Genomic DNA, 25610 nt, shown 5'->3' with positions numbered 1-25610 from the left:
GCACGAACCGAACTGGAGAAAGACATGAGCAAGCTGCCCACTGCCGAACAGATCCAGCACGACTGGGACACCAATCCGCGTTGGGAAGGCATCCAGCGCAACTACAGCGCCGCCGACGTGGTGCGCCTGCGCGGCACCGTCCACATCGAGCATTCGCTGGCCCGGCTGGGCGCAGAGAAGCTGTGGGCGTCGCTGCATGAGCGCGAGTTCGTCAACGCGCTGGGTGCGCTGACCGGCAACCAGGCAATGCAGCAGGTGAAAGCCGGCCTGAAGGCGATCTACCTGTCCGGCTGGCAGGTGGCGGCCGACGCCAATCTGGCCGGCCAGATGTATCCGGACCAGTCGCTGTACCCGGCCGACTCGGTGCCGGCGGTGGTCAAGCGCATCAACAACACGCTGCTGCGCGCCGACCAGCTGCACCACGCCGAAGGCAAGGACGACATCGATTTCCTGCAGCCGATCGTGGCCGATGCAGAAGCCGGTTTTGGCGGCGTGCTCAACGCGTTCGAACTGATGAAGGCGATGATCGAGGCCGGTGCCGCCGGCGTGCACTTCGAGGACCAGCTGGCGTCGGTGAAGAAGTGCGGCCACATGGGCGGCAAGGTGCTGGTGCCGACCCGCGAGGCGATCGAGAAGCTCAACGCTGCGCGCCTGGCCGCCGATGTGCTGGGTGTGCCGACGCTGCTGGTGGCGCGCACCGATGCCGAGGCCGCAGACCTGCTGACCAGCGACATCGACGCCAACGACACGCCGTTCGCCACCGGCGAACGTACCATCGAAGGCTTCTACAAGACCCGCAACGGCCTGGACCAGGCGATCAGCCGTGGCTTGGCCTATGCGCCCTATGCCGACCTGGTGTGGTGCGAGACCGGCAAGCCGGACCTGGAATTCGCACGGAAATTCGCCGAGGCGATCCACGCGAAGTTCCCGGGCAAGCTGCTGGCCTACAACTGCTCGCCCAGCTTCAACTGGAAGAAGAATCTGGACGACGCCACCATCGCCAGGTTCCAGAAGGAGCTGGGCAGCTACGGCTACAAGTTCCAGTTCATCACCCTGGCCGGCTTCCACGCACTGAACTACGGCATGTTCAACCTGGCCCACGGCTATGCGCGCCGCCAGATGAGTGCCTTCGTGGAACTGCAGGAAGCCGAGTTCGAAGCGGCCGAGCGCGGCTTCACTGCGGTCAAGCACCAGCGCGAGGTCGGCACCGGCTACTTCGATGCAGTGACCCAGGCGATCCAGCAGGGCCAGTCGTCGACCACGGCGCTGACCGGTTCAACCGAGGAAGAACAGTTCCATGGCGGGCGCAGCGAGCGCGCTGCGTGATGCGGTAGTGCCGGCCGCAGGCCGGCAACCACGTGGAGTCCGGGAACATCGGCAGGTTGCCGGCCAGCGGCCGGTACTACCAACGATCAGGGTGGCCAGGGAAGGGCCAGACAACGCCGGCCGGTCGGGGGACCTGCCGGCGTTGTTGTATCGATGCAATCGCGTCGTAAGCAGGCAGCGTCAATCAGGCGCACCCTGCCTGCCAGCAACTTGGCCGAACCCTCGTGAAGACAGCCATCGGATTGATCCGGCAGGACTTTTGCGCGGACACCCATGACCAGAACGGCAGCACGCATCTTCACATCAGGCAAGATCGTTGGCGCATTAAAAATGAGATAGGGCGCACACTTTAAAGCGGTGCTATGCTCCGCGGCTCACCAGGGGACGCTGGCGGCAGGTGCAGGGAATGACCGGCAGGGGTGCGGCCGAGAACGTTGACGCAACGACAGGTATCGCCCAAGTGGCGATGGCCGAGGTCGTGCATGCGCTGCTTTCGGAGGCCGAGGTCGAATTGTTCGCTAAATTCGCCCGCCGATGCAAGTTCCGTGCCGGACAGTGGATTTTCCAGCGTGGGCACCGCGGCGAGCGGATGTATGTGATCCTCGAGGGCCAGATCGAACTGGATTTCGGCGAGGACCTGGTGATCAAGACGTTGGGTCAGCGTGAGTTCTTCGGGGAGCTTGGCCTGTTGGTCGGTGATCACCTGCGCAGTGCCGGAGCGCGCGCGCTGTTCGACTGCGAAGTGCTGGAGCTGGGCCCGACTGATTTCCAGCAACTGGTCGACATCGATCCCGGGCTGGTTTCGCACTTCCTACGGCGCACGATCATGCGCGTGCTGACCAATGAGCAGGCCCTGATCAGCCAGTTGCGTCGACGCAACCATGATCTGGAAACCGCACTCGACAATCTTTACATCACCACCCACCAGCTGACCCATACCCGTGAGCTGGTGCGCACCGATGAGCTGACCGGTCTGCACAACCGGCGTGGATTGACGCTGTATCTGCAGGAATGCCGTGCGCAGCAGGACGACCAGCCACAGGCGCTGCTCTTGATCGACTGTGACCGTTTCAAGCAGATCAACGATCGGCACGGGCACCAGGCCGGAGACCGTGTGCTGCAGAGCATGGGCAACATCCTGCGTTCGATGGCCGGGGAGCACGATCTTGCCTGCCGCTTGGGCGGCGATGAGTTCTGCCTGCTGTTGCGCCGCGGTGATCATGACCTTGTGCAGCATGCGGCGGAGTTCATCCTGGCTGCCGTACACGGCCTGATCGAGCGCAATCACGCTACGCCACACGTGAGCCTGGTCAGTATCGGCGCCTGCCTGCTGCAGCCGGAGGCGGGCTGGAGTGAATGGTATGCGTGCGCCGATCGCGCGCTGTACCGCGCCAAGCGCGCGGGCGGGAACTGCCTGCGCTGGGGTCCAGATCCCGATCCCGACCACGGACAATGACCACAGGAGGTGGCAATGGACATTCAGCAGGAACCTACGCCACTGCAGAGCCCTCTGTTACGGGCGCTGCTGTTCACTGACCTGTGCGATTCGCTGCAGTTGGTCGAAAGCATCGGCGACATAGCCGCAGCCGAACTGTTCCAGCAGCACGATCGCCTGGTACTGGGGTTGCAGCAGCGCTGGAACGGGCAGTTGATTGATCGTTCCGACGGGTTGTTCATGCTGTTCGAGCGCACCATCGACGGTGTTGGATTCGCGCTGGCCTACCAGAGTGCCGTGGATTCGCTGGGCCGTGAGCGCGGCATCGTACTGCGGGCGCGGGCCGGGCTGCATGTCGGCGACGTGCTGCTGTGGAACAACAGCGCCGAGGCGATGGCGCATGGCGCCAAGCCGGTGGAAGTGGAAGGTCTGGCCAAGCCGATGGCCGCTCGCCTGATGCAGCTCGCCTGGCCGGGTCAGGTGCTGCTCTCGTCGACGGCCGAGAAGATGGCGCGCCGGGCCAGCAGTGAGCTGCCTTGGGCCGCCGACGAACTGCGTTGGAAGGACCACGGGCGGTGGCGTTTCAAAGGCATCAGTGAACGCCAGGAAGTCTTCGAAGTCGGCCTGCGCGGCAGCGCGCCGCTGCGTCGGCCACGTTCCGGTGAAAAGGCATGGCGCGATCTCCCGCTGTGGCAGCGCCCGGCGGCACTGGTGACGGAAGTGGCGCTGGCGCTGGCCCTGTGCGTGCTGCTGTGGACACTGCTGCGGCCGGCACCGGCCATCGCCTTCGCCGAACGCGACTGGGTGATCGTGGCGGCGGTGCACAACACCACGGCTTATCCCCAGCTGGACAGCAGCCTGGAGCAGGCGCTGTACATCAGCCTGGGGCAGTCGCGTTTCGTCAACATCCTCAGCGAGCTGAAGGTGCGCGACACCCTGCAGCTGATGCAGCGTCCGCCGCAGGCGCGGCTGGACCGCAGGCTGGCCATCGAGGTTGCGTTGCGCGATGGGGTGCGTGCTGTACTGATCCCCAGTGTGCTGGAGCTCAACGGCAAGGTGCGGGTCAGTGTCGAAGTCGTGGATCCGCGCAGCGGGCAGACCGTTTACACGCGCTATGCCGACGGCCGGGGGTTGGATTCGATCCTCGCCTCGACCGATCACGTGGTTGCCGCGCTGCGCACCGACCTTGGTGAAGCGCTGCGCGACGTCGGCGCTGACCAGCGACCGTTGCCTACCGTGGCCACCGCCAATCTGGATGCACTGCATGCCTATGCCAAGGGCGTCGATGCGACGGCCGCTGCGCGCTACGACGATGCGCTGATGTTCTTCGAGCAGGCGACCCGGCTGGATCCTGCCTTCGCCTTTGCCTACGTCGGGCAGATGAACATCCAGCATGCCAAGGGCAATCTGGAGCAGGCCGCGGCGCTGTACCAGAAGGCCGTCAGCCAGCGCGCGCACCTGACCGCGCGCGACCAGCTGTATCTGGATGCCTGGGCGGCCGATTTTGAAGGGGCGCCGCCGGCACGCATCGCCGACAAGTGGCGGATGCTGACCGAGCTGTATCCGGATGATCCGGCGGGCTGGATGAACTACGCACTGGTGCTGTTTGCGCAGGGGGACTATGACGGTGCCCTGGCAGCTGCCCAGCCATTGCTTGGCCGCCAGCACTCGCGTCGCGCCTTGGTGCTGGCGTTCGTCGCACGGATCCAGCTGGCACGCGGAGAGACGGGCGCCGCCGATGCCGCGCTGCGGGGCGCCCGGTTGCATCCGGGCTGGAATGGCGACGGCATGGAGCCGGTGCTGGCAGCACTGACCGGCGATTTCGCTGCAGCCAACGCCAGTTTCGAAGCCATGGCGCCGCTCGGGCTTGGCACGCGCATGGAGCGCGCGGCGGTGCTGGCGATGCAGGATCGCAGGACCGAAGCGGCCGCTGACATGCAGCAGCTGGCGTCGCAGTGCAGAACGCGTGGCGGCATGTGCGACATCCTGGCCCTGCAGGCATTGGCGTGGCGCAGGCAAGCCGGTGCCCCGGCTGTGGAACAGCAGTACCAGCAGGTACTGGACCGGGCATTGGCGGCCATCGATCGCAGCCAGCCGGCGCCGGCGCGCCGCAACGCATTCATTGCCCTGGCGACGGCCTACCACGCCGTACGTGCCGGACAGGCGTCCGTGGTGACCAATCGGCAGGACGCGCTGCAGGCCCTGCCCGAGCTGGATGGTGATCCTCGCCTGCGCGAACTGTGGAACCTGTTGCAGGCGCGTATCGCGTTCGACCAGGGCAAGTTGGCACGCGCGCAGTCACTGCTGGCCCAGCAACCCGATGCAAGCCTGTTCCAGTGGCGGGTGTTGCAGCTGGACCTGCTGCGTGCATGCGGCGACCACGATGCTGCCGTTCGGCAGGCGCATTGGCTGCAGCGTCATGCGGGCCTGGCCTTCGCCGAAAGCATCGGCGACTACGCGCTGCTGCCGCTGAACGTCATGGACGCGCAGCGGCTGGCCCTCCAGAAAAGCACAACCGTCGCCGCTGGCACAGGCGCGCCGGTAGCGCCCTGATCGATCAATCGTGCTTCAGGCCGGGCAGGCCGTCCTCGAACAGGAACGGCACGTTGAAGGCCGCGCGTGCGCTCAGCAGGCTGCTCATGCGCGAGGCCGCCTCGGCGAACTCCTGCTTGCCCCCCAGCGTCGCCAGCGGCGCGCGGCAGGCACGCACGGTCGCTTCGTCGGCACCCAGCGCCAGCAGGGCCTTGCCCGGGTCGGCACTGAAGGCTACGCGGAAGTCATCGTCGTGGGACAAGCGCTCCAGCAGCTGCTGGACGACGTCGGCGGAAAGGGGTGATGCAGACATGGGGCACTACCAGAAGGTGGGAAAGTACAAGTATCGGCTGCCGTACAGGGGAGTTGATGGCTGCCTGCAGGCCGCGCGCTATGATCGTCGACCCTGCAGGCCCTGGGATGACAGATCCACATGAATTTCCGCCGTTGCCTGATGATGATGGTGGAGCCGATCGAGCGCCCCAGGTTCGACCTGGCTGGCGTACTGGGTGGCGGCACCGGCGTTGATTTCGAGCGTTCGCTGCAGGTCCGTGCCGCGCACCTGCGGGAACCGCGTGTGATCGATGCAGCAAGCTGCATGTGGCTGCTCCAGTGCAGCGCCGAGCAATGGCAGCCGCTTCCTTCGGATCCGCAGGCGCGCGCTGATGTCCTGACGCTGCTGGAACTGGGGTTGCTGGTCAGCGATGATCCGGCCCACGCGCAGGCCCTGGCGATCGAGCAGCAGGTACGCGACAGTCACTGGTGGCCATTGTCGGCGCTGCACTACCAGCATTCGCGCTGGGATGGCGTGGACAGTCTGGGCGACATGCAGCGCAGCCAGCTGGTGACCGCACAGGATCTGGTGCGCAGCTTCGGCGCGCCGCCTGCCGAGGCGCCACCGCGCCGGGAAGGAGCACGCGCGTTGCCGCGCTGCGGGGATGACCCGATGCAGGCGCAGCTGCAGGCACGTGCCACCTGCCGCAATTTCGACACGGGGCGTGCGTTGCCGCTGCCGCTGCTGGCCCGTCTGCTGCAGCAGGTGCTGATGGCACAGGCGCAGGTGGAGACCGACCCGGGCGTGCGCTTTCTGAAGAAGAACGTACCCTCCGCCGGAAGCCTGCACCCCTTGGAAGCCTACGTGGTCGTGCGCCATGTAGAGGGGCTGGCAGCAGGGCTGTACCACTACCACGCCGTTGCGCATGAGCTGGCGCCGCTGCCGACGCAACCGGGCGATCTACCCGGGTTCTGCCTGAGGTTGCTGGCGGGACAGGACTGGTTCGCCGATGCGCACGTTCTGCTCGTCCTGGTCTGCCGTTTCGAACGCAGTTACTGGAAGTATCGCGGGCATGCCAAGGCCTACCGCGCGGTCACGCTGGATGCCGGGCACGTCTCGCAGGCGCTCTACAGCGCCGCCACTGCGCAGGGACTCGGTGCGTTCGTAACGGCGGCCATCAATGAGCTCGAAGCCGAGCGCGCGTTTGGCCTGCAGGCGATGACCGAAGGCGCGTTGGCCGTGTGTGGCCTTGGTTGGCGCGCAGGTGCGATGACCACCGCCGAACTGGATCCGATCGGCCGTGTGTGGCCGGCACCACGGCCGCCAGGGAACGGCACCCCGCAACGCTGACGGCCTTGGCTCTGCGCGTTCATGGCCTGCGGCGGGCGGATGCGGACCTGGGTCCACACCCGCCGGGCTGTTGCCCTGCCTGGTGGGTGAAGGCACCGCTGACGGGCGCTACGGCCGTCATTCCGCCTCGAAGTCCACCAGCACCGCACCGTCGCCGACCTGGTCACCGGCCTTGGCGCGGTACCCCTTCACCGTGCCGTCCGCCGGTGCCTGCAGCGTGTGCTCCATCTTCATTGCTTCCAGCACCACCAGCGGCGTACCGCGCTTGACCTCGGTACCGGCGGCGACCAGCGTGGCCACGATCCTGCCCGGCATCGGCGCCAGCAGGCTGCCGGCATCGGCCACGGCGTGGTCCGATTCGCCCACAGGATCGTGCAGGGTGAAGCGGTGCTGGCCGTCGGCACCGAACAGGTACAGCTGGTCGCCCTCGCGCAGCAGCTGCAGCTGCCAGCGGCGGCCGTCCAACTGCACCGACAGGCGCTGCGCATCGGCCGTGCCGATCACCTGCACCGGCGCGGTGTCATCGCGCTGCACGCGCCAGCCATCGGCCTGCGCCCACACCTTCAGCGCGTGCTTGCGTTCGCCCTGCTGCAGCGGCAGCACGCGCGGCGCGGACGCGCCAAGGCGCCAGCCGTCCTGTGCCTGCCACGGCGAATGCGGGTCGCGGGCGTCGGCGCTCGCACGTGCAGTGCTTGCGGCAGCGGCCACGGCGGCCAGCAGCCACAAGGCATCATCGCTGTCGCCCACCGCGCTCAACGCCGCCTGTTCGCGTTCGATCAGTGCGGTATCCAGCTTGGCATGCGTGAACGACTCGGTGTTCACCAGCCGGCGCAGGAAGCCGGCATTGGTGGTTACGCCCACCACCTGGCAATCGGCCAGGGCCTGGCTCATGCGGCGCAGTGCGGCGTCGCGGTCCACGTCCCAGACGATCAGCTTGGCGATCATCGGGTCGTAGTACGGGGTGATGCTGTCGCCTTCCTCCACGCCGGAATCCACGCGCACGTTCGCCGACGGCGTGGGCAGGCGCAGACGACGCAGGGTACCGGTGGACGGCAGGAAGCCACGGTCGGCATCCTCGGCATACAGGCGCGCTTCGATCGCATGGCCATGGATCGCCAGCTGCTCCTGGCGCAGCGGCAGCGGTTGGCCCGAGGCCACGCGCAGCTGCCACTCCACCAGATCGGTGCCGGTGATGTACTCGGTCACCGGGTGCTCGACCTGCAGGCGGGTGTTCATTTCCATGAAGTAGAAATCGCCATCCGGGCCGGCAATGAATTCCACCGTGCCGGCTCCGACGTAGCCCACCGCGCGCGCGGCATCGACCGCGGCCTTGCCCATCGCCGCGCGGCGTTCCGCGCTCATGCCCGGCGCCGGGGCTTCTTCCAGCACCTTCTGGTGGCGGCGCTGCACCGAGCAGTCGCGCTCGAACAGGTAGACCGCATCACCGTGGCTGTCGCCGAACACCTGGATCTCGATGTGGCGCGGGCGCTCGACGTATTTCTCGACCAGCACGTGGTCATTGCCGAACGCCGAGGCCGCCTCGCGCTGGCAGCTGGCCAGTGCATCGACGAAGTCCTCGCTGCGTTCGACCTTGCGCATGCCCTTGCCACCGCCGCCGGCGCTGGCCTTGATCAGCACCGGGTAGCCGATGCCGTCGGCCTGCGTGCGCAGGAAGTCCGGCGCCTGCTGGTCACCGTGGTAGCCCGGCGTCAGCGGTACGCCGGCCTTGGCCATCAGCGCCTTGGCCGCGCTCTTGTCGCCCATTGCGCGGATGGCGCTGGCCGGCGGGCCGATGAAGGTGATGCCAGCCGCTGCGCAGGCATCGGCGAAGTCGGCGTTCTCGGACAGGAAGCCGTAGCCGGGGTGGATCGCCTGCGCGCCGGTAAGGCGTGCGGCGTCGAGCAGGGCATCGCCGCGCAGGTAGCTCTCGCGCGCAGCAGCAGCGCCGATATGGATGGCTTCGTCGGCCAGGCGCACGTGGCGCGCGTTGCGGTCGGCATCGGAATACACCGCCACAGTAGCGATGCCAAGGCGGCGGCAGGTAGCGATGACGCGGCAGGCGATCTCGCCACGATTGGCGATCAGGATCTTGCTGAACATGGCAACAGACTCGGTCATGGCACGGGTTACATGCGGAACACGCCGAAGCGCGTCTGCTGCGGGGCGGCGTTGAGGCTGGCGGAAAGGGCCAGGGCCAGCACGCGGCGGGTGTCGGCCGGATCGATCACGCCGTCGTCCCACAGGCGCGCGCTGGCGTAGTAAGGGTGGCCCTGCTGCTCGAACTGGTCGCGGATCGGCGCCTTGAACGCATCTTCTTCCGCCGCCGGCCATTGGCCGCCCTTGGCTTCGATGCCATCGCGCTTGACCGTGGCCAGCACGCTGGCGGCCTGTTCGCCGCCCATCACGCCGATGCGCGCGTTCGGCCACATCCAGAGGAAATTGGGCGAATAGGCGCGGCCGCACATGCCGTAGTTGCCGGCGCCGAACGAACCACCGATCACAACGGTGAACTTGGGCACCTTGGCGCAGGCCACGGCCATCACCAGCTTGGCCCCGTCCTTGGCGATGCCGCCCTGTTCGTACTTGCGGCCGACCATGAAGCCGGTGATGTTCTGCAGGAACACCAGCGGAATGTTGCGCTGGGTGCACAGTTCGATGAAGTGCGCGCCCTTCAGTGCCGACTCCGAGAACAGGATGCCGTTGTTGGCGATGATGCCGATCGGGTAGCCGTTCAGATGCGCGAAGCCGGTGACCAGCGTTGCGCCATAGCGCGGCTTGAACTCGTCAAAGCGCGAACCATCGACCAGCCGCGCGATCACTTCGCGCACGTCGTAGGGCTTGCGCGTATCGGCCGGGATCACCCCGTACAGGTCGTGCGCCGGCAGCAGCGGTTCTTCGGAGGCCTGCACCGCCATCGCCGGTTCCGGCTTGCGCCAGTTGAGCTGGGCGATGATCGCGCGAACCCGTGCCAGCGCCTGCAGGTCGTTGTCGGCCATGTGGTCGGCTACGCCGGAGATGCGCGTGTGCACGTCGGCACCGCCCAGTTCTTCGGCGGTCACCACTTCACCGGTGGCGGCCTTCACCAGCGGCGGGCCGCCGAGGAAGATCGTGCCTTGTTCGCGCACGATCACGGTCTCGTCGCTCATCGCCGGCACGTAGGCGCCACCGGCGGTGCAGCTGCCCATCACGCAGGCGATCTGCGGAATGCCCTGCGCGGACAGGTTGGCCTGGTTGTAGAAGATGCGGCCGAAATGATCTCGGTCGGGGAAGACTTCGTCCTGCAGCGGCAGGAACGCGCCACCGGAATCGACCAGGTAGATGCACGGCAGGTGGTTCTGCTCGGCAATCTCCTGCGCGCGCAGGTGCTTCTTCACCGTCATCGGGTAGTAGGTGCCGCCCTTGACCGTGGCGTCGTTGGCCACGATCACGCATTCGACGCCACTCACGCGGCCGATGCCGGCCACCACGCCGGCGGCAGGCACGGCATCTTCGTACATGCCGTGTGCGGCCAGCGGCGCGATTTCCAGGAACGCGCTGCCCGGGTCGAGCAGCGCATCGATGCGGTCGCGCACCAGCAGCTTGCCGCGCGCGGTGTGCTTGGCACGTGCCGCCTCGCTACCGCCCAGCGCGGTGCGGGCGAGGGTGGCGTGCAGGTCATCAATCACGGCCTGCATCGCCGCGCGGTTGCTTTCAAAGGTTTCGCTGCCCGGTTGCAGCTGGCTGTTCAGGACGGTCATCGCGGTGGCCTTACAGGGTGCGCTGGAACAGTTCGCGGCCGATCAGCATGCGGCGGATCTCCGAGGTGCCGGCGCCGATTTCATACAGCTTGGCGTCGCGCCACAAACGGCCGGTCGGGTATTCGTTGATGTAGCCGTTGCCGCCCAGGATCTGGATCGCCTGGCCGGTCAGCCAGGTGGCCTTCTCGGCGGCGTACAGGATGGCACCGGCGGCGTCCTGGCGGGTGGTGCGGCCCTGGTCGCAGGCGCGCGCCACGGCATAGACATACGCACGGCAGGCGCCGAGGCCCACGTACATGTCGGCGATCTTGCCCTGGATCAGCTGGAAGCTGCCGATCGCCTCACCGAACTGGTGGCGCTCGTGCACGTACGGCATCACCACGTCCATGGCGGCGGCCATCAGGCCCAGCGGACCACCGGACAGCACCACGCGCTCGTAGTCCAGGCCGGACATCAGCACGCGCACGCCGCCACCGACCTGGCCCAGCACGTTTTCTTCGGGTACTTCGCAGTCCTGGAACACCAGCTCGCAGGTGGGCGAGGAGCGCATGCCCAGCTTGTCCAGCTTCTGCGCGGTGGAGAAACCCTTCATACCCTTTTCGACCAGGAACGCGGTGATGCCCTTGGCACCTGCCTGCGCATCGGTCTTGGCATAGACCACCAGCACGTCGGCATCGGGGCCGTTGGTGATCCACATCTTGTTGCCGTTGAGCACGTAGCGGTCGCCGCGCTTGTCGGCGCGCAGCTTCATCGACACCACGTCCGAACCGGCACCCGGCTCGCTCATCGCCAGCGCGCCGATCAGGCTGCCGTTGCACAGGCCCGGCAGGAAGCGCTGCTTCTGCGCTTCGTTGCCGTTCTTGCGCAGCTGGTTCACGCACAGGTTGGAGTGCGCGCCATAGGACAGGCCGATGCCGCCGGAGGCACGCGAGATTTCTTCCATCGCCACAACGTGGGCCAGGTAGCCCATGCCGGTGCCGCCGTATTCTTCTTCCACGGTGAGGCCAAGCAGGCCCTGTTCGCCCAGCTTCGGCCACAGGGCCAGCGGGAACTGGTTGGTGGCATCGGCCTCGGCGGCCAGCGGTGCGACCTCGGCGGCGGCAAAATGGGCCACGCTCTGGCGCAGCAGGTCGATGTCTTCGCCAAGGTCGAAGTTCAGGGATGGCACGTGCATTGCGGTGGCTCCACGACGGGACTGCAGGGAATGGACGCACCCGGCGGGGAGCGGATGGCTGTTTCAGGGACGGCCATCCGCACGGGCGATTGGACCCCAGCGTAGCGGGGTTCGGGAAAGAAGTGAATACAAATTCAACAATTGAATCTAGAATCAGAACATGGCCTACAAACGCTCTGCATTGATGGAAGAACGACTGGCCGGGGTCCGTGAGCGGATCCTGCTGGCGACCCGTGAACGGGTTGCCGCCGGAGGCTGGCGCAACGCCCCGGTGACCGCCGTGGCAACCCAGGCGGGAGTGTCCACCGGCCTGATCTACCGCCACTTCCCGTCCAAGGCCGAGCTGTTCGTGGAGGTGCTCAACGCCGCGGTGGCCCACGAAGTGGCCATCATGGAGCGCATCGCCAGCGGCCCGGAGGTGGCCAGCGAGCGCCTGCGCCTGGCGATCACCGCCTTCGTCCGCCGCGCCCTGGCCGGGCCGGGGCTGGCCCATGCCTTCATCGTTGAACCGGTCGATCCGGAAGTGGAGGCCGAGCGCATGCGCGGCCGCCGTGCCTTCGGCGACGTGTTCCTGCGGCTTGTGGAGGAGGGCGTGGCGGCCGGTGAGCTGCCGGTACAGGACGCGCATGTGGCCGCCGCCTGCCTGGTCGGTGCCTTTACCGAGGCGATGGTTGGCCCGACCGCGCCCAGCCGCGAAGCACACCGCGACGAAGACGCACTGGTGGATGCGATCTGCAGCTTCTGCCTGCGCGCGATCGGCGCCCGGTAATTCGGTAGAGCCGGCCGCTGGTCGGCTTCTGTTGCCGGGGTCAGATCCCTTTTGCGTCGCAAAAGGGATCTGACCCCAGCCCCCCGGCATGTTGCGCCGCACCAGCAGTGACGCCTGTTGTCGCACGCAAAGCGCGTTCTATACTCGGTCCATCACGCAGTCGCTCAGCCGTGGTCCAACGACTATCAGCCAGGGGTAACGAAGAGTGCGGAATTACGATCTGGAGTTCCTGAAACGCTTCTCCATGGTGATCGCGCTGTTGATGGCCATCACCCTCGGCCTGATCCTCCTTGCCGCTTACATCCACACCCGGATTCCGCCCGAGGTGTCGCCTACCGCGGTCAAACGCACCGAACAGCGCATCTCGCCCACCGGTGCGGTCTATGCGGGCAGCACCGGCGCCGCCGCGCAGGCCGCCGCCAAGGCGGCGGCACTGGCCAAAGCCGCGTCGCAGGTGGCCTACGGTGGCACCAAGGACGGCAAGGTCATCTTCGACAACCTGTGCACCGCCTGCCACACCACCGGCGTGGGCATGGCGCCGACGCTGGACCATTCGCACTGGGACAAGCGCATCGCGCAGGGCAAGGACACCCTCTACAAGCACGCCATCGAGGGCTACACCGGCCCGGATGGCGGCATCATGCCGCCCAAGGGCGGCAACCCGGCGCTGACCGAGGAACAGATCCACGCCACCGTGGACTGGATGCTGGGCAACCTGAAGTAGACGGTAGTGCCGGCCGCTGGCCGGCAACCACGCGTCGCACGAAGGTCATGAGGTTGCCGGCCAGCGGCCGGCTCTACCCGGCTTTGCCCACCGAGGCCTGATCGCTCATATGCCCCCGCTGCGCAGGCGGGGTTTCGCATTTCAGGGTTAGTCTGTGCGCCTCTTCCATGGAGTCGCCCGTCGATGCGCCGCCGTTCCCTCGCCCTTGCCCTGTCCCTGCTGCTGCCGGCCGGCGTCTTTGCCCAGGCCCAGCCGCAGGCCGCGCCGGCTTCAGTGCCCTCCGCCGCGCGCGCCAGCGCTACCGTGGTGCTGGCCGCCGCGCCGGCCGATTGGCGTGCGCTGGATGGCCAGCGGGTACGCATCGCCGCACCGCTCACCCTGGCCGGTACCGACGGCCTGGAGCGCTTCGGCCAGCTCACCGTGGCCTTCGATGGCCGCCTCTGGCAGCCGACCGAAGTGGCCGCACCGGGTACCGCGGGCTACGAGCAGGTGATGGCCGACAACCTGCGCCGCCGCCTGGTGCTGGACGACGGCAGCGACGCCCGTGACCCGGCCAGCGTGGCGTACCTGCCGGCCAACCCGGTGCTGCGTACCGGCATGCCGCTGCGCAACGTGGAAGGCATCGTGCGCGTGGATGCCCAGGGGCGCCCGCGCCTGCTGGTCGAGGGCGTTCTGAAGCTGCCGGAACTGAAACGCCCGGCGGTGCCGACGGTGCCGGGCAGCCTGCACGTGGCGGCCTTCAACCTGGAGAACTTCTTCAACGGCGACGGCCAGGATGGTGGCTTCCCGACCCTGCGTGGTGCGCGCACGCTGGACGAGCACAAGGCACAGGTGGCCAAGCTGGTCACCACGGTCAATGCGCTGGGCGCCGACGTCGCTGCGCTGATGGAGCTGGAGAACGACGGCTACGGTCCGCAGTCGGCCATCGCCGAACTGGTCGATGCGCTCAACCGCGATCGCGGCGCGCAGGGTGACTGGCGCTTCGTCGACGCAGGCAAGGGCCCGGGCGACAACCCGATCCGGGTCGGCATCATCTACCGCAGCTCGCGCCTGCAGCCGGTCGGCACGCCGGCTACACTGACCGGCGGCCCGTTCGTCGAGCACAGCCGCGTGCCGTTGGCGCAGGCCTTCCAGGGCAAGCAGGGCGCACCGTTCGTGGTGGTGGCCAACCACTTCAAGTCGAAGGGCTGCCGCGATGCCGCCGGTGCCGATGCCGACCGCAACGACAACCAGGGCTGCTGGAACGCCACCCGTGTGACCTCGGCGCAGCAGCTGCACGCCTGGCTGCAGACCGACCCGACCGGTACCGGTACCAAGGACGCGGTGCTGCTGGGCGATTTCAACGCCTACGCCATGGAAGACCCGATCCGCACCCTGCATGACCTCGGCTGGCAGGACGCGTTCAAGGTCGCCAAGGTCGAGCATCCCTACAGCTACGTCTACAACGGCTACACCGGTCGCCTCGACCACGCGCTGCTGAACCCGGGCATGGCCAAGCGCCTGCGCGGTGCCGCCGAATGGCACAGCAACGCCGACGAACAGGACGCCAGCGGCTACCAGGGCCGCAACGTGCAGGGCCCGTGGCGCAGCTCCGACCACGACCCGCTGCTGCTGGGCTTCGACAAATAACCCTCCGACCCCGATGCATCGCGGGGTCTGAAACGTAGGGGTCAGAGCCCATTCCGTAGGAATGGGATCCGACCCCGGGTACCGTTTACCCCCAGGCGATCAACCCGATCGCCAGTACCGCCAGCGCCAGGCCGGCGCGGTTCCACTTCGTGGTCGCCTCACCGAAGGCGAACACGCCCACCAGCGCGCCCAGTACCACCACGCCGATGTTCATGCCGGCGAACACAGTGGCCGGACTGTCCGGCATCGACTGATGCGCGTGCACATAGAAAAGAATGTTGCCGCCGTTGAGCAGGCCCAGCAGTGCACCCGCGCCGAGGTTGCGCCAGGCCAACCGGCTGCGGCCGCTGGCGTGCCGCCACAGCTGCAGCGTCAGCATCAGCACGAAGGCCACGCTGAAGCTGGCCAGCACCGCCGCCATCGATGGCGTGCCGGACAGCGCCACCTGCTTGAGCAGCACGTCCACCACCGCGAACCCGGCCCATACGCCCAGCAGCCAGCCCCAGCCGCCGGGTGAGGACGCCACCGCCGGTCCGCGCGGGCGCAGGCTGATGGCCACCATCGCCAGCAGGCCCAGGCCGAGACCGGCCAGCTTCCACGGCGTGGCGGTCTGCCCGAAGAACAGGAACGCGGCGGCCAATGACAGCAGCAGCGACAGCCGCTGCGCTACGTCGCTGCGGACGATGCCGGCCACCGCCACCGCGCGGCCCAGCACCAGGAAAATCGATGGCAGCACCACCGCCAGCGCCAGCAATGACAGCCACGGGGCGTGCGGCGCGCGCAGCGCATCCAGCGGTGGCTGCAGCACCACCGCCGTGAGCGTTGCCGCCACCAGATAGTTCCAGGTGACCATCTGCGCAACATCCAGCGCGCGGCGGTTGGCCAGCTTCAACAACACCGAAACCAGCACACTGCAGATCACGGCCAGGGACAGGTAGAGCATGGGGCGGGCACAGGGCAGGGGCGGGGGACGGTATCATGTTGCCATGCACAAGCCCTCGTTCCCTGTCGCCGCTGGCGAAACTGCATGCCTGGTGCTGGATGGCCCGGTTGGTCCGCTGGAAGTGGTCGTCGACCTGCCCAAGGCCGACGTGCCGGTGCAGCCGATCGTGGCCATCATCTGCCATCCGCTGTCCACCGAAGGTGGCACCCTGCACAACAAGGTGGTCACCATGACCGCCACCACCCTGCGCGAGCTGGGCATCGCCACGGTGCGCTTCAATTTCCGCAGCGTCGGTGGTTCGGCCGGTGAGTTCGACCATGGCGTGGGCGAGCAGGACGACCTGAAGGCGGTCGCCGCCTGGGTGCGCAGCCAGCGTCCGGATGACCGCCTGTGGCTGGCCGGCTTCAGCTTCGGTTCGTTCGTTTCGCTGAAGGCCGCCGCCGAACTGCAGCCCGAAGCCCTGATCTCGATCGCGCCGCCGGCCGGTCGCTGGGACTTCGACGGCATCGCACCGCCGGCCCGCTGGCTGGTGATCCAGGGCGAGCAGGACGAGATCGTCGACCCGCAGGCCGTCTACCAGTGGCTGGAGTCGCTTGCGTTCCCGCATGAGCTGGTGCGCATGCCCGAGACCAGCCACTTCTTCCATCGCAAGTTGATCGATCTGCGCGGCGCGCTGACCCACGGCGTCAAGCACTGGTTGGGCGCGGCGGCATGAGCGACGTGGAACTGACCCCGACGCAGCGCTACGCGGCCGGGGTGGAGCGCGGCGACTGGCAGAACGACCCGGCCCAGCATGCAGCCCTGGCTGAACTGGACCGCATCCATCTGGGCCTGCTGGACAGCGCCGAAGACGGCTGGCTGGACCGGTTGTCCTCGTTCTGGAAGAAGCCCGAGCCGGTCAAGGGCCTGTACTTCTGGGGCGGCGTCGGCCGCGGCAAGACCTTCCTGGTCGACCTGTTCTACGACGGCCTGCCGATCAAGCAGAAGTACCGCACCCACTTCCATCGTTTCATGCGCAGCGTCCACGAGCGCCTGCGTGAACATCAGGGCCAGAGCGACCCGCTGGCGAAGATCGCCCAGGAATGGCGCAGCAACCTGCGCGTGCTGGTGCTGGACGAATTCTTCGTCACCGACATCGGCGATGCCATGCTGCTGGCGCGCCTGCTGGAGCGGATGTTCGCCGAGGGCGTGACGCTGGTCACCACCTCCAACACGGCGGTGGAGAACCTGTACCTCAACGGCCTGCAGCGCGAGAGCTTCCTGCCGGCCATCGGCCTGCTGCAGCGCTTCTGCGTGGAGCTGTACGCCGAAGGCACCGAGGACTACCGCATGCGCGCGCTGACCCGTTCGCCGGTGTACCGCGCGCCGCTGGCCGCCGACAGCGACCACTGGCTGGCCACGCGCTGGAACGAACTGAGCGGCGGCCAGCCGGCCAAGACCGGCAACATCGAGATCGAGGGCCGCAAGATCCCGGTCCGTGGCCGCGGCAAGAGCATCGCCTGGTTCGATTTCGCCGCGCTGTGCGAGGGGCCGCGCGGCCCCTCGGATTACATCGAGATCGCGCACGAGTTCAACACGGTGCTGCTGGGCGGCATTCCTGCATTCGACCGCCTGAACGAAGATGCCGCGCGCCGCTTCGTCAACCTGATCGACGAGCTGTACGATCGCCACGTCAACCTGGTCTGCACCGCCAGCACCTCGCCGGTGGAGCTGTACACCGGCCAGCGCCTGCAGGGCGCGTTCGAGCGTACCGCCTCGCGCCTGATCGAGATGCAGAGCGCGGAATACCTGGGAACCCCGCACCGGGCGTGAGGGCGGTTTACTGTAGAGCCGAGCCCACGCTCGGCTGCTTCTGCAGGGTGCGCCGAAAGGCAACCGAGCCCATGCTCGGCTGTACCTGACGTGCCAGGTCCAGAATGATTCAACTGCGCGCTGGGAAGTGCCTGTACAAGTAAAGGTGATTCGTGAGCCAGGAAATCAACAAGCACGTTGCGCGAGCCATCGTTGAGCTTGCCATCTTTCTCGAGTTTTCGGCGGACGATGTATTGGATCCAGATGCTGCGGTGCAGGGGCTCGAACGATTGGCTTCGACATTGCAAATGATGGATGTGGAGTCCAAATCATCTTTGTGCGTGCAGTTTGAAAGCATCGCGATGGAGTATTCAGGGGAGCAGGCCGGGTTTGTTGAAGGCTTGGGTGAATCGCTGGGGTTGATCGAAGCGTAGTCTGCTCATGTGTAGAAGCCCCAGATTCTTCTGGCACCAAGCAGTCAGAAATTCCGTGTTCGCGCGCACCGCCTCGCGCCTGATCGAGATGCAAAGCGCGGAATACCTGGGAACCCCGCACCGGGCGTGAGGGCGGTTTACTGTAGAGCCGAGCCCATGCTCGGCTGCATCTGAATGATGTGCCGATAAGGAGCCGAGCATGGGCTCGGCTCTACAACAGCACGGCGCGGTTACCGGGTCGGCGCCACGGCGTCGTCACGCGGCCGCTCATCCGGCCCGGCCGAGACATGCAGGCCCGAGCCGTTCCCGTGCTCCACCCGTACGCTCTCGTCGCGCTCCAGCAGCCGCAGCGGCTGGCCCTGGTAGCGTACTTCCAGCGCATCGTGGGCCTCTGCCAGTGACCGCACCAGCGGGCACAGCGCCATTGCCTTGGCCTCCAGCTGCTGGCTGCGCGCTTCCATGCGGCGGTCGACTTCGGCATCGAGGCGGTCGGCGCGGCGCTCCATGGCCCCGGCGCGGCCGGTGAACACCTGCCACAGCACGCTGCGGGTCATCGACCCGGCCATTGTCTCGGCCATCTGCTCGATGTGCGCATCGAAGCCGTCGCCGAAGGCTTCCTGTTCCCAGTAGCCGCGGCCCAGGCTGGCGTCGATCCAGTCCTGCATCTCGCCGCGCATCGCACGCATCTGGCGATTGCGGGACTTGCCGGTGATGGCTTCGAAGGCGGCGTCCAGCGCATCGAAGGTGACCCCGGAGACTTCGTGGGCCAGCGCGGTGGCCGCCGGCATCAGCTGGCGCGCGCCGGCCTCCATCTGCCGCAGGCGGGCGGCGTCGGCGGCGCTGACCGTGACCATCCTGCCGTCCAGGCTCAGCTCGCCGTCGTGGAACACCACTTCATGCGGCGCCTGCGGGCCATGCCGCAGCCAGATGCCGCCGCTGTCCACCAGCACGTCATAGTCGGTATGGATGCCGCACTGGTCCGAACGCAGGTCCGGCCCTTCGGCGGCCAGCGCCGGGGCAATGAACAGGGCAGGCAGCAGGGCCAGCGCGGGCAACCGCAGGTGCATCGGAGCATCCTTTTCCGGGAGCGAGCGGCCAGCATCCGCCGCCGGCGCGCGGGCGTCACCGGCCGGAAGTCACCCGTCCACCGGATTCCCACCGGCTACCCACCACCTATCCACAGGGTTGTCCCTAGCCAGCTTCATTACTGTCATGTGAAGCTGTCATTGTTCCGTTTCTGCGGTGCGTTGTGCCACTGCGATGACGCCTTTTGGGCTTGACTGCGCAGCCCGTTCCGGCAGGCCTGAAGCGTCTGATCAGGCCGTCGATGGCACGATCCTTGCGCCGCAAGGGATTGCCGAATTTCACTACATTTGGCGTTGACGGACCCCTTTACCCCCACTATCTTGTGGCCGTCGGTCGCAGCGACCCCATGTCTTGGGGTCCGCAGCAGTCCCCATCCGCGATCGTCATCGGCAGTGGCAGGCGCAGGGTCTCAATCCCTGCGACGCCGTCCTGCCATCCTGGACCGTCAGGTCCCGGGCAGCGTCACCCCGATGCATCCAGCACCCCAATCACGCCAAGAGGACACACGCCGTGACCACCGAATCCAGCGCCACCATCGAGAAGGAAAGCGAATTCCTGTTGACGTCGCCGCCGACGGCCAACGCGATGAGTGTGACCAAGCGTAATGGCACGACCGAGCTGGTGGATCTGAACAAGATCGTGCGCGCGGTGCAGCGTTCGTCCGAAGGCCTGCACGCCGTCGATCCGATGCGCGTGGCCACCCGCACCATTTCCGGCCTGTACAACGGCGCCACCACCCGCGAGCTGGACGAACTGTCCATCCGTACCGCCGCCCTGCTGATCGGTGAAGAGCCCGAATACGGCCGCCTGGCTGCGCGCCTGCTGGCCAACTACATCGCCAAGGAAGTCTCGGGCCAGGAAATCTACGCGTTCTCGCAGTCGGTCAGCCGTGGCCACGAAGTGGGCCTGATCAACGACCGCCTGCTGAACTTCGTGCAGACCAACGCACGCAAGCTCAACGATGCCATCGACATCTCGCTGGACCTGAACTTCGATTACTTCGGCCTGCGTACCCTGTACGACCGCTACCTGCTGCGCCATCCGCACACCCGCAAGGTGATCGAGACCCCGCAGCAGTTCTTCCTGCGCATCGCCAGCGCCCTGAGCGAAGACGTGCCGGAAACCCTGGCGCTGTACAAGCGCATGGGCAACCTGGACTACCTGCCGTCCAGCCCGACCCTGTTCAACTCCGGCACCACCCACGAGCAGCTGTCCTCGTGCTTCCTGCTGGATTCGCCGCAGGATTCGCTGGAATCGATCTACTCCAAGTACGGCGACATCGCCCAGCTGTCGAAGTTCTCCGGCGGCATCGGCGTCAGCTACACCCGTGTGCGTTCGCGTGGCTCGCTCATCAAGTCGACCAACGGCCACTCCAACGGCATCGTGCCGTGGCTGAAGACCATGGATTCGTCCGTGGCTGCGGTGAACCAGGGTGGCAAGCGCAAGGGCGCGGCCTGCGTGTACCTGGAAACCTGGCACGCCGACGTCGAGGACTTCCTCGAGCTGCGTGACAACACCGGCGACGAATCGCGCCGTGCGCACAACCTGAACCTGGCCAACTGGATCCCGGACCTGTTCATGAAGCGCGTCGAGGCCGACCAGGAATGGTCGCTGTTCGATCCGCGCGTGGTGCCGGAGTTCACCGACCTGTTCGGTGAGGCCTTCGAAGCGGCCTACCTGCAGGCCGAAGCACAGGGCAAGGCCAACCGCACCATCTCCGCGCGCAAGCTGTACTCGCGGATGATGCGCACGCTGGCCGAGACCGGCAACGGCTGGATGACCTTCAAGGACAAGTGCAACCGCGCCAGCAACCAGACCCTGCGCGCCGGCAACGTGATCCACCTGTCCAACCTGTGCACCGAAATCCTGGAAGTCACCTCGGCTGAAGAGACCGCGGTGTGCAACCTGGGTTCGATCAACCTGGGCAACCACTTCGACGGCAACGGCGAGTTCGATTTCGACAAGCTGGCCGACACCGTGCGCCTGGCCGTGCGCCAGCTCGACCGCGTGATCGACCTGAACTTCTACCCGATCGAATCGGCACGCCGTGGCAATCTGCGCTGGCGTCCGGTCGGCCTGGGCTGCATGGGCCTGCAGGACGTGTTCTTCCGCAAGCGCCTGCCGTTCGATGGCGCCGAAGCGCGCGCGCTGTCGAAGAAGATCGCCGAGACCATCTACTTCCACGCGCTGGAAACTTCAGTGGAACTGGCCCAGGAACGCGGCAAGCACCCGTCCTTCGCCGACACCCGTGCGGCCAGCGGCGAGCTGCAGTTCGATGCCTGGAACGTGGTGCCCGAAGATGCCGAGCGCTGGGATAGCCTGCGCGAGCGCATCAAGGAGCATGGCCTGCGCAACTCGCTGATGATCGCCATTGCCCCGACCGCGACGATCGCCTCGATTGCCGGCTGCTACGAGTGCGTCGAGCCGCAGGTGTCCAACCTGTTCAAGCGCGAAACCCTGTCCGGTGACTTCCTGCAGGTCAACCGTTACCTGGTGAACGAGCTGAAGAAGCTGGGCCACTGGACCCCGGAAATGCGCGACGCGATCAAGCTGGCCGAAGGCTCGATCCAGGGCATCACGCAGATTCCGGAAACGCTGCGCCACGTCTACCGCACCGCGTGGGAACTGCCGATGCGTTCGCTGATCGACATGGCTGCCGACCGTGGCGCCTTCATCGACCAGTCGGCCTCGCTCAACCTGTTCATGGAAAGCCCGAACATCGGCGCGATGTCCTCCATGTACATGTACGCCTGGAAGCAGGGCATCAAGACCACCTACTACCTGCGTTCGCGTCCGGCCACCAAGATCGCCAAGACCACGGTCAGCCACACCGCCACCGCAGCGCCGGAAAAGGTGTTCAGCCCGGAAGAGGCCATCGCCTGCTCGCTGGAAAACCCGGAAGCCTGCGAGGCTTGCCAATAAAACGCGCAGTGCCGGCCCTGCCGGCACCTCGCACCTGTAGAGCCGAGCCATGCTCGGCTGCGGAAAAACACCCACGGTAGCGCCGGGCCATGCCCGGCGGCTCACCCAGGAATTCAAGGAAACACCCATGGCCGACAAGCCCAAGCAGATGCTGCTCGATCCCGGTTTTGAACTGACCCTGCGCCCGATGCGCTACCCGCAGTTCTATGACATGTACCGGAATGCGATCAAGAACACCTGGACGGTGGAAGAGATCAATTTCCAGATCGACATCAGCGACCTGCACAGCAAGATGTCGCCGGGCGAGCGCCACCTGATCCATCGTCTGGTCGCGTTCTTCGCCACCGGCGATTCGATCGTGTCCAACAACCTGGTGCTGAACCTGTACCAGCACTTGAACGCGCCCGAAGCGCGCATGTACCTGTCGCGCCAGCTGTACGAAGAAGCGCTGCACGTGCAGTTCTACCTGACCCTGCTGGACAACTACCTGCCGGATCCGGACGAGCGCGTCAAAGCCTTCGCCGCGGTGGAGAACATCGACTCGATCAAGAAGAAGGCCGATTTCTGCTTCAAGTGGATCGACTCGATCCAGAACCTGAAGCGCATCGAGACCCGCGAAGAGCGTCGTCAGTTCCTGCTGAACCAGATCTGCTTCGCCGCATGCATCGAAGGCCTGTTCTTCTTCGCTGCGTTCGCCTACGTCTACTACTTCCGTTCGCGTGGCCTGCTCAACGGCCTGGCCTCGGGTACCAACTGGGTGTTCCGCGACGAAAGCGCGCACATGGACTTCGCCTTCGAGTGCGTGGACGTGATCCGCGAGGAAGAGCCGGACCTGTTCGACGACAAGATGAAGCAGGATGTCTACGACATGCTGGCCGAAGCGATCGAGTGCGAAGTGCAGTTCGCCGAGGACGTACTGTCCGGTGGCGTGGCGGGCATCTCCACCCGTGACATGCGCCAATACCTGCAGCACTGCGCCGACAACCATTTCCATCGCCTGGGCATGGAGCGCAAGTACAACGTGCGCAACCCGCTGAGCTTCATGGAACTGCAGGACGTGCAGGAACTGACCAACTTCTTCGAACGCCGCGCCTCGGCCTACCAGGTGGGCGTGCAGGGCGAAGTCGCCTTCGACATGAACTTCTGATCGAACCGGTCAGGTCTGTCGAAACAAGGAACCCCGGCCAACGCCGGGGTTTTTTGTTGGTAGTGCCGGGCCATGCCCGGCGGAGCCTGCCCGGTGCTACCGGCCGTCCTGCCGCACGCGGGCTTTTGTAGAGTCGAGCCATGCTCGACTGCATTTGGACCTTCGTAGAATCGAGCTTGCTCGACTGCCGTTTGCGCAAAGCAGTCGAGCAAGCCCGACTCTACAATCAGCGCCGCCCTTCCACCGCCATGCGCACCGCCAGCCCGGCCAGCACCGTGCCCATCAGCCAGCGCTGCACCATCTGCCAGGTGGGGCGCGCGGCCAGGAAGCCGGCGATGCTGCCGGCGGTCAACGCGATCATGCCGTTCACGCTGACGCTGACCAGGATCTGGGTGGAGCCCAGTACGATCGACTGCATCAGCACGCTGCCTTCGCTGTCCGGATGCAGGAACTGCGGCAGCAGCGACAGGTACATCACCGCCACTTTCGGGTTCAGCAGATTGGTCAGGAAGCCCATGGTGAACAGCTTGCGCGGGCTGTCCTGTGGCAGGTCACGCACCGCGAACGGCGAACGGCCACCGGGCTTGAGCGCCTGCCAGGCCAGGTACAGCAGGTACAGCGCGCCACCGATGCGCAGCGCGTCGTAGGCGAACGGCACGGTCATCAGCAGGGCGGTGATGCCTAGCGCCGCGCACAGCATGTAGAACACGAAGCCCAGCGCCACGCCGCCCAGCGAGATCAGCCCGGCCACCGGTCCCTGGCAGATCGAACGCGAGATGACGTAGATCATGTTCGGGCCGGGCGTGAGCACCATGGCCAGTGAGACCAGCGCAAAGGCCAACAGGTCGGAAGTGGCGGGCATGGACGGTCCTGGCAGTGGGCGTGGCGCAGTGTAGCGCCTGCAGCGCTCGCGGCCTGCGCAGGCGCCGCTGCCGGATGCCCGTTGCGCGTGGGTTCCAATGCCCGTCACACCGGTCGCTTAAAATCCGCATCACCCCACACCGAACGACCGCCATGACCCCGATCCCCGAGACCGTGCCGCCCACCGAAGTGCGCATGGCCGAAATCGTCTTCCCGAACCACACCAACCACCTCGGCACCCTGTTCGGTGGCCAGGCCCTGGCGTGGATGGACAAGGCCGCCTTCCTGGCGGCCGCCCGTTACTCGCGCCGCACCGTGGTAACCGCACGCAGCGACCAGGTCGACTTCAAGTTGCCGATCCGCATCGGCCAGATGGTGGAAACCATCGGCCGCATCGTCGAGGTCGGCCGCAGCTCGATGAAGGTCGAAGTGGAACTGGTCGCCGAAGATCTGCACAGCGGCGAGCGCAAGCTGTGCACCCGCGGCCACTTCGTGATGATCGCGCTGGACGAGGAAGGTCATCCGATTGCGGTGCCGCCGCTGCCGGTGGCCTGACCCGGCCGACTGAACCGGCGCTTGCGGGGGCGCCGCCGCGCCCCCATCTGGCAGCCATGACCCTGCCACTGACCGACTTCATCGACCGCGCCCAGCGCCTGTTCGTGCTGACCGGCGCCGGTTGCAGCACCGCCTCGGGCATTCCCGATTACCGGGATACCGACGGCCAGTGGAAACGCACACCGCCGGTGACCTATCAGGCGTTCATGGGCGAAGCGGCCACCCGCCAGCGCTACTGGGCGCGCAGCCTGCTGGGCTGGCCGCGCTTCGGCCAGGCCCGGCCCAACGGCACCCACCAGGCCCTGGCCGCACTGGAAAGCCGCGGCAAGCTGCAACTGCTGCTGACCCAGAATGTGGACGGCCTGCACCAGCGTGCCGGCAGCCACAACGTGATCGACCTGCATGGCCGCCTGGATCTTGTGCGCTGCATGGGCTGCGAGCGCCGCAGTGACCGCGAGGATTTCCAGCAGCGCCTGCTGGACGCCAACCCTGGCTGGGACGCGCTGGAGGCCGGCATCGCTCCTGATGGCGACGCCGACCTGGAGACGGATTTCTCTGCGTTCGTGGTGCCCGATTGCGCGTACTGCGGTGGCCTGTTGAAGCCGGACGTGGTGTTCTTCGGCGAGAACGTGCCGCGCGAACGCGTGGCGGCGGTGCACGATCACCTGCAGCAGGCCGATGCCGTGCTGGTGGTGGGTTCCTCGCTGATGGTCTATTCCGGCTTCCGCTTCGTGCAGGCAGCGGCCAAGGCCGGGTTGCCGGTGGCCGCGCTGAACCGTGGCCGCACCCGCGCCGACGACCTGTTGCAGTTCAAGGACGAGCGCGATTGTGCCGAGGCCTTGGCGGGCTTCGTTACCCGGTAGCGCCGGGCCATGCCCGGCGGAAACGGGCGCCGCGCGCGGCCCGGCACTACCCACACCG

General features: G+C 66.6%; 21 protein-coding genes. 14 read left to right on the top strand and 7 right to left on the bottom strand.

The features are described from left to right. Positions 1-24 precede the first annotated feature (24 nt). From aceA to ABR323_RS08755, 3 genes are all read left to right on the top strand, one after another. Complete coding sequence (gene aceA, locus ABR323_RS08765; RefSeq protein WP_439449001.1) at positions 25-1326, top strand: isocitrate lyase; 1302 nt, start codon at positions 25-27, stop codon at positions 1324-1326. Between the two features lie 406 nt (positions 1327-1732). Then, the gene (locus ABR323_RS08760; RefSeq protein WP_439449000.1) at positions 1733-2782 is read left to right on the top strand and encodes a diguanylate cyclase domain-containing protein; all 1050 of its coding nucleotides are present in this window, start codon (positions 1733-1735) and stop codon (positions 2780-2782) included. Positions 2783-2797: 15 nt separating this feature from the next. Beyond that, on the top strand, positions 2798-5314 hold the full coding sequence (locus tag ABR323_RS08755; RefSeq protein WP_439448999.1) for a putative peptide modification system cyclase: 2517 nt from the start codon (positions 2798-2800) through the stop codon (positions 5312-5314). 4 nt (positions 5315-5318) lie between these two features. On the opposite strand, the gene ABR323_RS08750 is transcribed toward ABR323_RS08755, so the two are convergent. Further along, positions 5319-5606: an NHLP-related RiPP peptide gene (locus tag ABR323_RS08750; protein ID WP_439448998.1), complete on the bottom strand. Its 288-nt coding sequence runs from the start codon at positions 5604-5606 to the stop codon at positions 5319-5321. A 120-nt stretch (positions 5607-5726) separates the two neighbouring features. On the opposite strand from ABR323_RS08750, the gene ABR323_RS08745 reads away from it, so the two are divergent. Continuing rightward, complete coding sequence (locus ABR323_RS08745) at positions 5727-6917, top strand: putative peptide maturation dehydrogenase (protein WP_439448997.1); 1191 nt, start codon at positions 5727-5729, stop codon at positions 6915-6917. 117 nt (positions 6918-7034) lie between these two features. Here the strand turns inward: ABR323_RS08745 and ABR323_RS08740 are convergent, their stop codons facing one another. From ABR323_RS08740 to ABR323_RS08730, 3 genes are read right to left on the bottom strand one after another with little or no spacing between them, the layout of a single operon-like run. Next, positions 7035-9035 (bottom strand): acetyl-CoA carboxylase biotin carboxylase subunit, encoded by a 2001-nt coding sequence (locus tag ABR323_RS08740; protein ID WP_439448996.1) that lies wholly within the window; start codon positions 9033-9035, stop codon positions 7035-7037. A gap of 8 nt (positions 9036-9043) precedes the next feature. Beyond that, the gene (locus tag ABR323_RS08735) at positions 9044-10654 is read right to left on the bottom strand and encodes a carboxyl transferase domain-containing protein (RefSeq protein ID WP_439448995.1); all 1611 of its coding nucleotides are present in this window, start codon (positions 10652-10654) and stop codon (positions 9044-9046) included. A 10-nt stretch (positions 10655-10664) separates the two neighbouring features. Further along, positions 10665-11828 (bottom strand): isovaleryl-CoA dehydrogenase, encoded by a 1164-nt coding sequence (locus ABR323_RS08730; RefSeq protein ID WP_135271954.1) that lies wholly within the window; start codon positions 11826-11828, stop codon positions 10665-10667. A gap of 160 nt (positions 11829-11988) precedes the next feature. Between ABR323_RS08730 and ABR323_RS08725 the strand changes: the two genes are divergently transcribed. The 3 genes from ABR323_RS08725 to ABR323_RS08715 all read left to right on the top strand — a co-directional run bounded on the left by ABR323_RS08725 (position 11989) and on the right by ABR323_RS08715 (position 14950). Continuing rightward, on the top strand, positions 11989-12597 hold the full coding sequence (locus ABR323_RS08725) for a TetR/AcrR family transcriptional regulator (RefSeq protein ID WP_439448994.1): 609 nt from the start codon (positions 11989-11991) through the stop codon (positions 12595-12597). 205 nt (positions 12598-12802) lie between these two features. Then, positions 12803-13321, top strand: a complete 519-nt coding sequence (locus tag ABR323_RS08720; protein WP_135271957.1) for a c-type cytochrome — start codon at positions 12803-12805, stop codon at positions 13319-13321. 183 nt (positions 13322-13504) lie between these two features. Then, positions 13505-14950 (top strand): ExeM/NucH family extracellular endonuclease, encoded by a 1446-nt coding sequence (locus ABR323_RS08715; protein ID WP_439448993.1) that lies wholly within the window; start codon positions 13505-13507, stop codon positions 14948-14950. Between the two features lie 85 nt (positions 14951-15035). Here ABR323_RS08715 and ABR323_RS08710 read toward each other — a convergent pair whose 3' ends face one another. Next, entirely contained in the window at positions 15036-15893 is an 858-nt protein-coding gene (locus ABR323_RS08710) for an EamA family transporter (protein WP_439448992.1), read from the bottom strand. Between the two features lie 43 nt (positions 15894-15936). Between ABR323_RS08710 and ABR323_RS08705 the strand changes: the two genes are divergently transcribed. The 3 genes from ABR323_RS08705 to ABR323_RS08695 all read left to right on the top strand — a co-directional run bounded on the left by ABR323_RS08705 (position 15937) and on the right by ABR323_RS08695 (position 18118). Further along, positions 15937-16608 carry an alpha/beta hydrolase gene (locus ABR323_RS08705; protein ID WP_439448991.1) on the top strand — a complete coding sequence of 224 codons (672 nt, stop codon included), beginning with the start codon at positions 15937-15939 and terminating at the stop codon, positions 16606-16608. Continuing rightward, positions 16605-17705: a cell division protein ZapE gene (zapE, locus tag ABR323_RS08700; protein WP_135271961.1), complete on the top strand. Its 1101-nt coding sequence runs from the start codon at positions 16605-16607 to the stop codon at positions 17703-17705. Before ABR323_RS08705 ends, zapE begins: the two co-directional genes overlap by 4 nt. A gap of 152 nt (positions 17706-17857) precedes the next feature. Next, positions 17858-18118 (top strand): hypothetical protein, encoded by a 261-nt coding sequence (locus ABR323_RS08695; protein WP_439448990.1) that lies wholly within the window; start codon positions 17858-17860, stop codon positions 18116-18118. Positions 18119-18348: 230 nt separating this feature from the next. Here the strand turns inward: ABR323_RS08695 and ABR323_RS08690 are convergent, their stop codons facing one another. Beyond that, positions 18349-19185, bottom strand: a complete 837-nt coding sequence (locus ABR323_RS08690) for a DUF2884 family protein (protein WP_439448989.1) — start codon at positions 19183-19185, stop codon at positions 18349-18351. A 529-nt stretch (positions 19186-19714) separates the two neighbouring features. Between ABR323_RS08690 and ABR323_RS08685 the strand changes: the two genes are divergently transcribed. Together ABR323_RS08685 and ABR323_RS08680 are read left to right on the top strand one after the other, a co-directional pair. Continuing rightward, on the top strand, positions 19715-22126 hold the full coding sequence (locus ABR323_RS08685) for a ribonucleoside-diphosphate reductase subunit alpha (protein WP_439448988.1): 2412 nt from the start codon (positions 19715-19717) through the stop codon (positions 22124-22126). A gap of 127 nt (positions 22127-22253) precedes the next feature. Further along, positions 22254-23273 carry a ribonucleotide-diphosphate reductase subunit beta gene (locus ABR323_RS08680; RefSeq protein ID WP_012509755.1) on the top strand — a complete coding sequence of 340 codons (1020 nt, stop codon included), beginning with the start codon at positions 22254-22256 and terminating at the stop codon, positions 23271-23273. A 226-nt stretch (positions 23274-23499) separates the two neighbouring features. On the opposite strand, the gene ABR323_RS08675 is transcribed toward ABR323_RS08680, so the two are convergent. Beyond that, positions 23500-24135 (bottom strand): LysE family translocator, encoded by a 636-nt coding sequence (locus ABR323_RS08675; protein ID WP_439448987.1) that lies wholly within the window; start codon positions 24133-24135, stop codon positions 23500-23502. A gap of 152 nt (positions 24136-24287) precedes the next feature. Between ABR323_RS08675 and ABR323_RS08670 the strand changes: the two genes are divergently transcribed. Beyond that, positions 24288-24689, top strand: a complete 402-nt coding sequence (locus ABR323_RS08670) for an acyl-CoA thioesterase (protein WP_049435481.1) — start codon at positions 24288-24290, stop codon at positions 24687-24689. 56 nt (positions 24690-24745) lie between these two features. Beyond that, positions 24746-25552 carry an NAD-dependent protein deacetylase gene (locus ABR323_RS08665; RefSeq protein WP_135271966.1) on the top strand — a complete coding sequence of 269 codons (807 nt, stop codon included), beginning with the start codon at positions 24746-24748 and terminating at the stop codon, positions 25550-25552. Positions 25553-25610: the final 58 nt, after the last annotated feature.

Source organism: Stenotrophomonas sp. ATs4, assembly GCF_051861585.1.
Taxonomy (GTDB): domain Bacteria; phylum Pseudomonadota; class Gammaproteobacteria; order Xanthomonadales; family Xanthomonadaceae; genus Stenotrophomonas; species Stenotrophomonas maltophilia_AS.
This window is presented reverse-complemented; position numbering and strand designations above follow the sequence as displayed.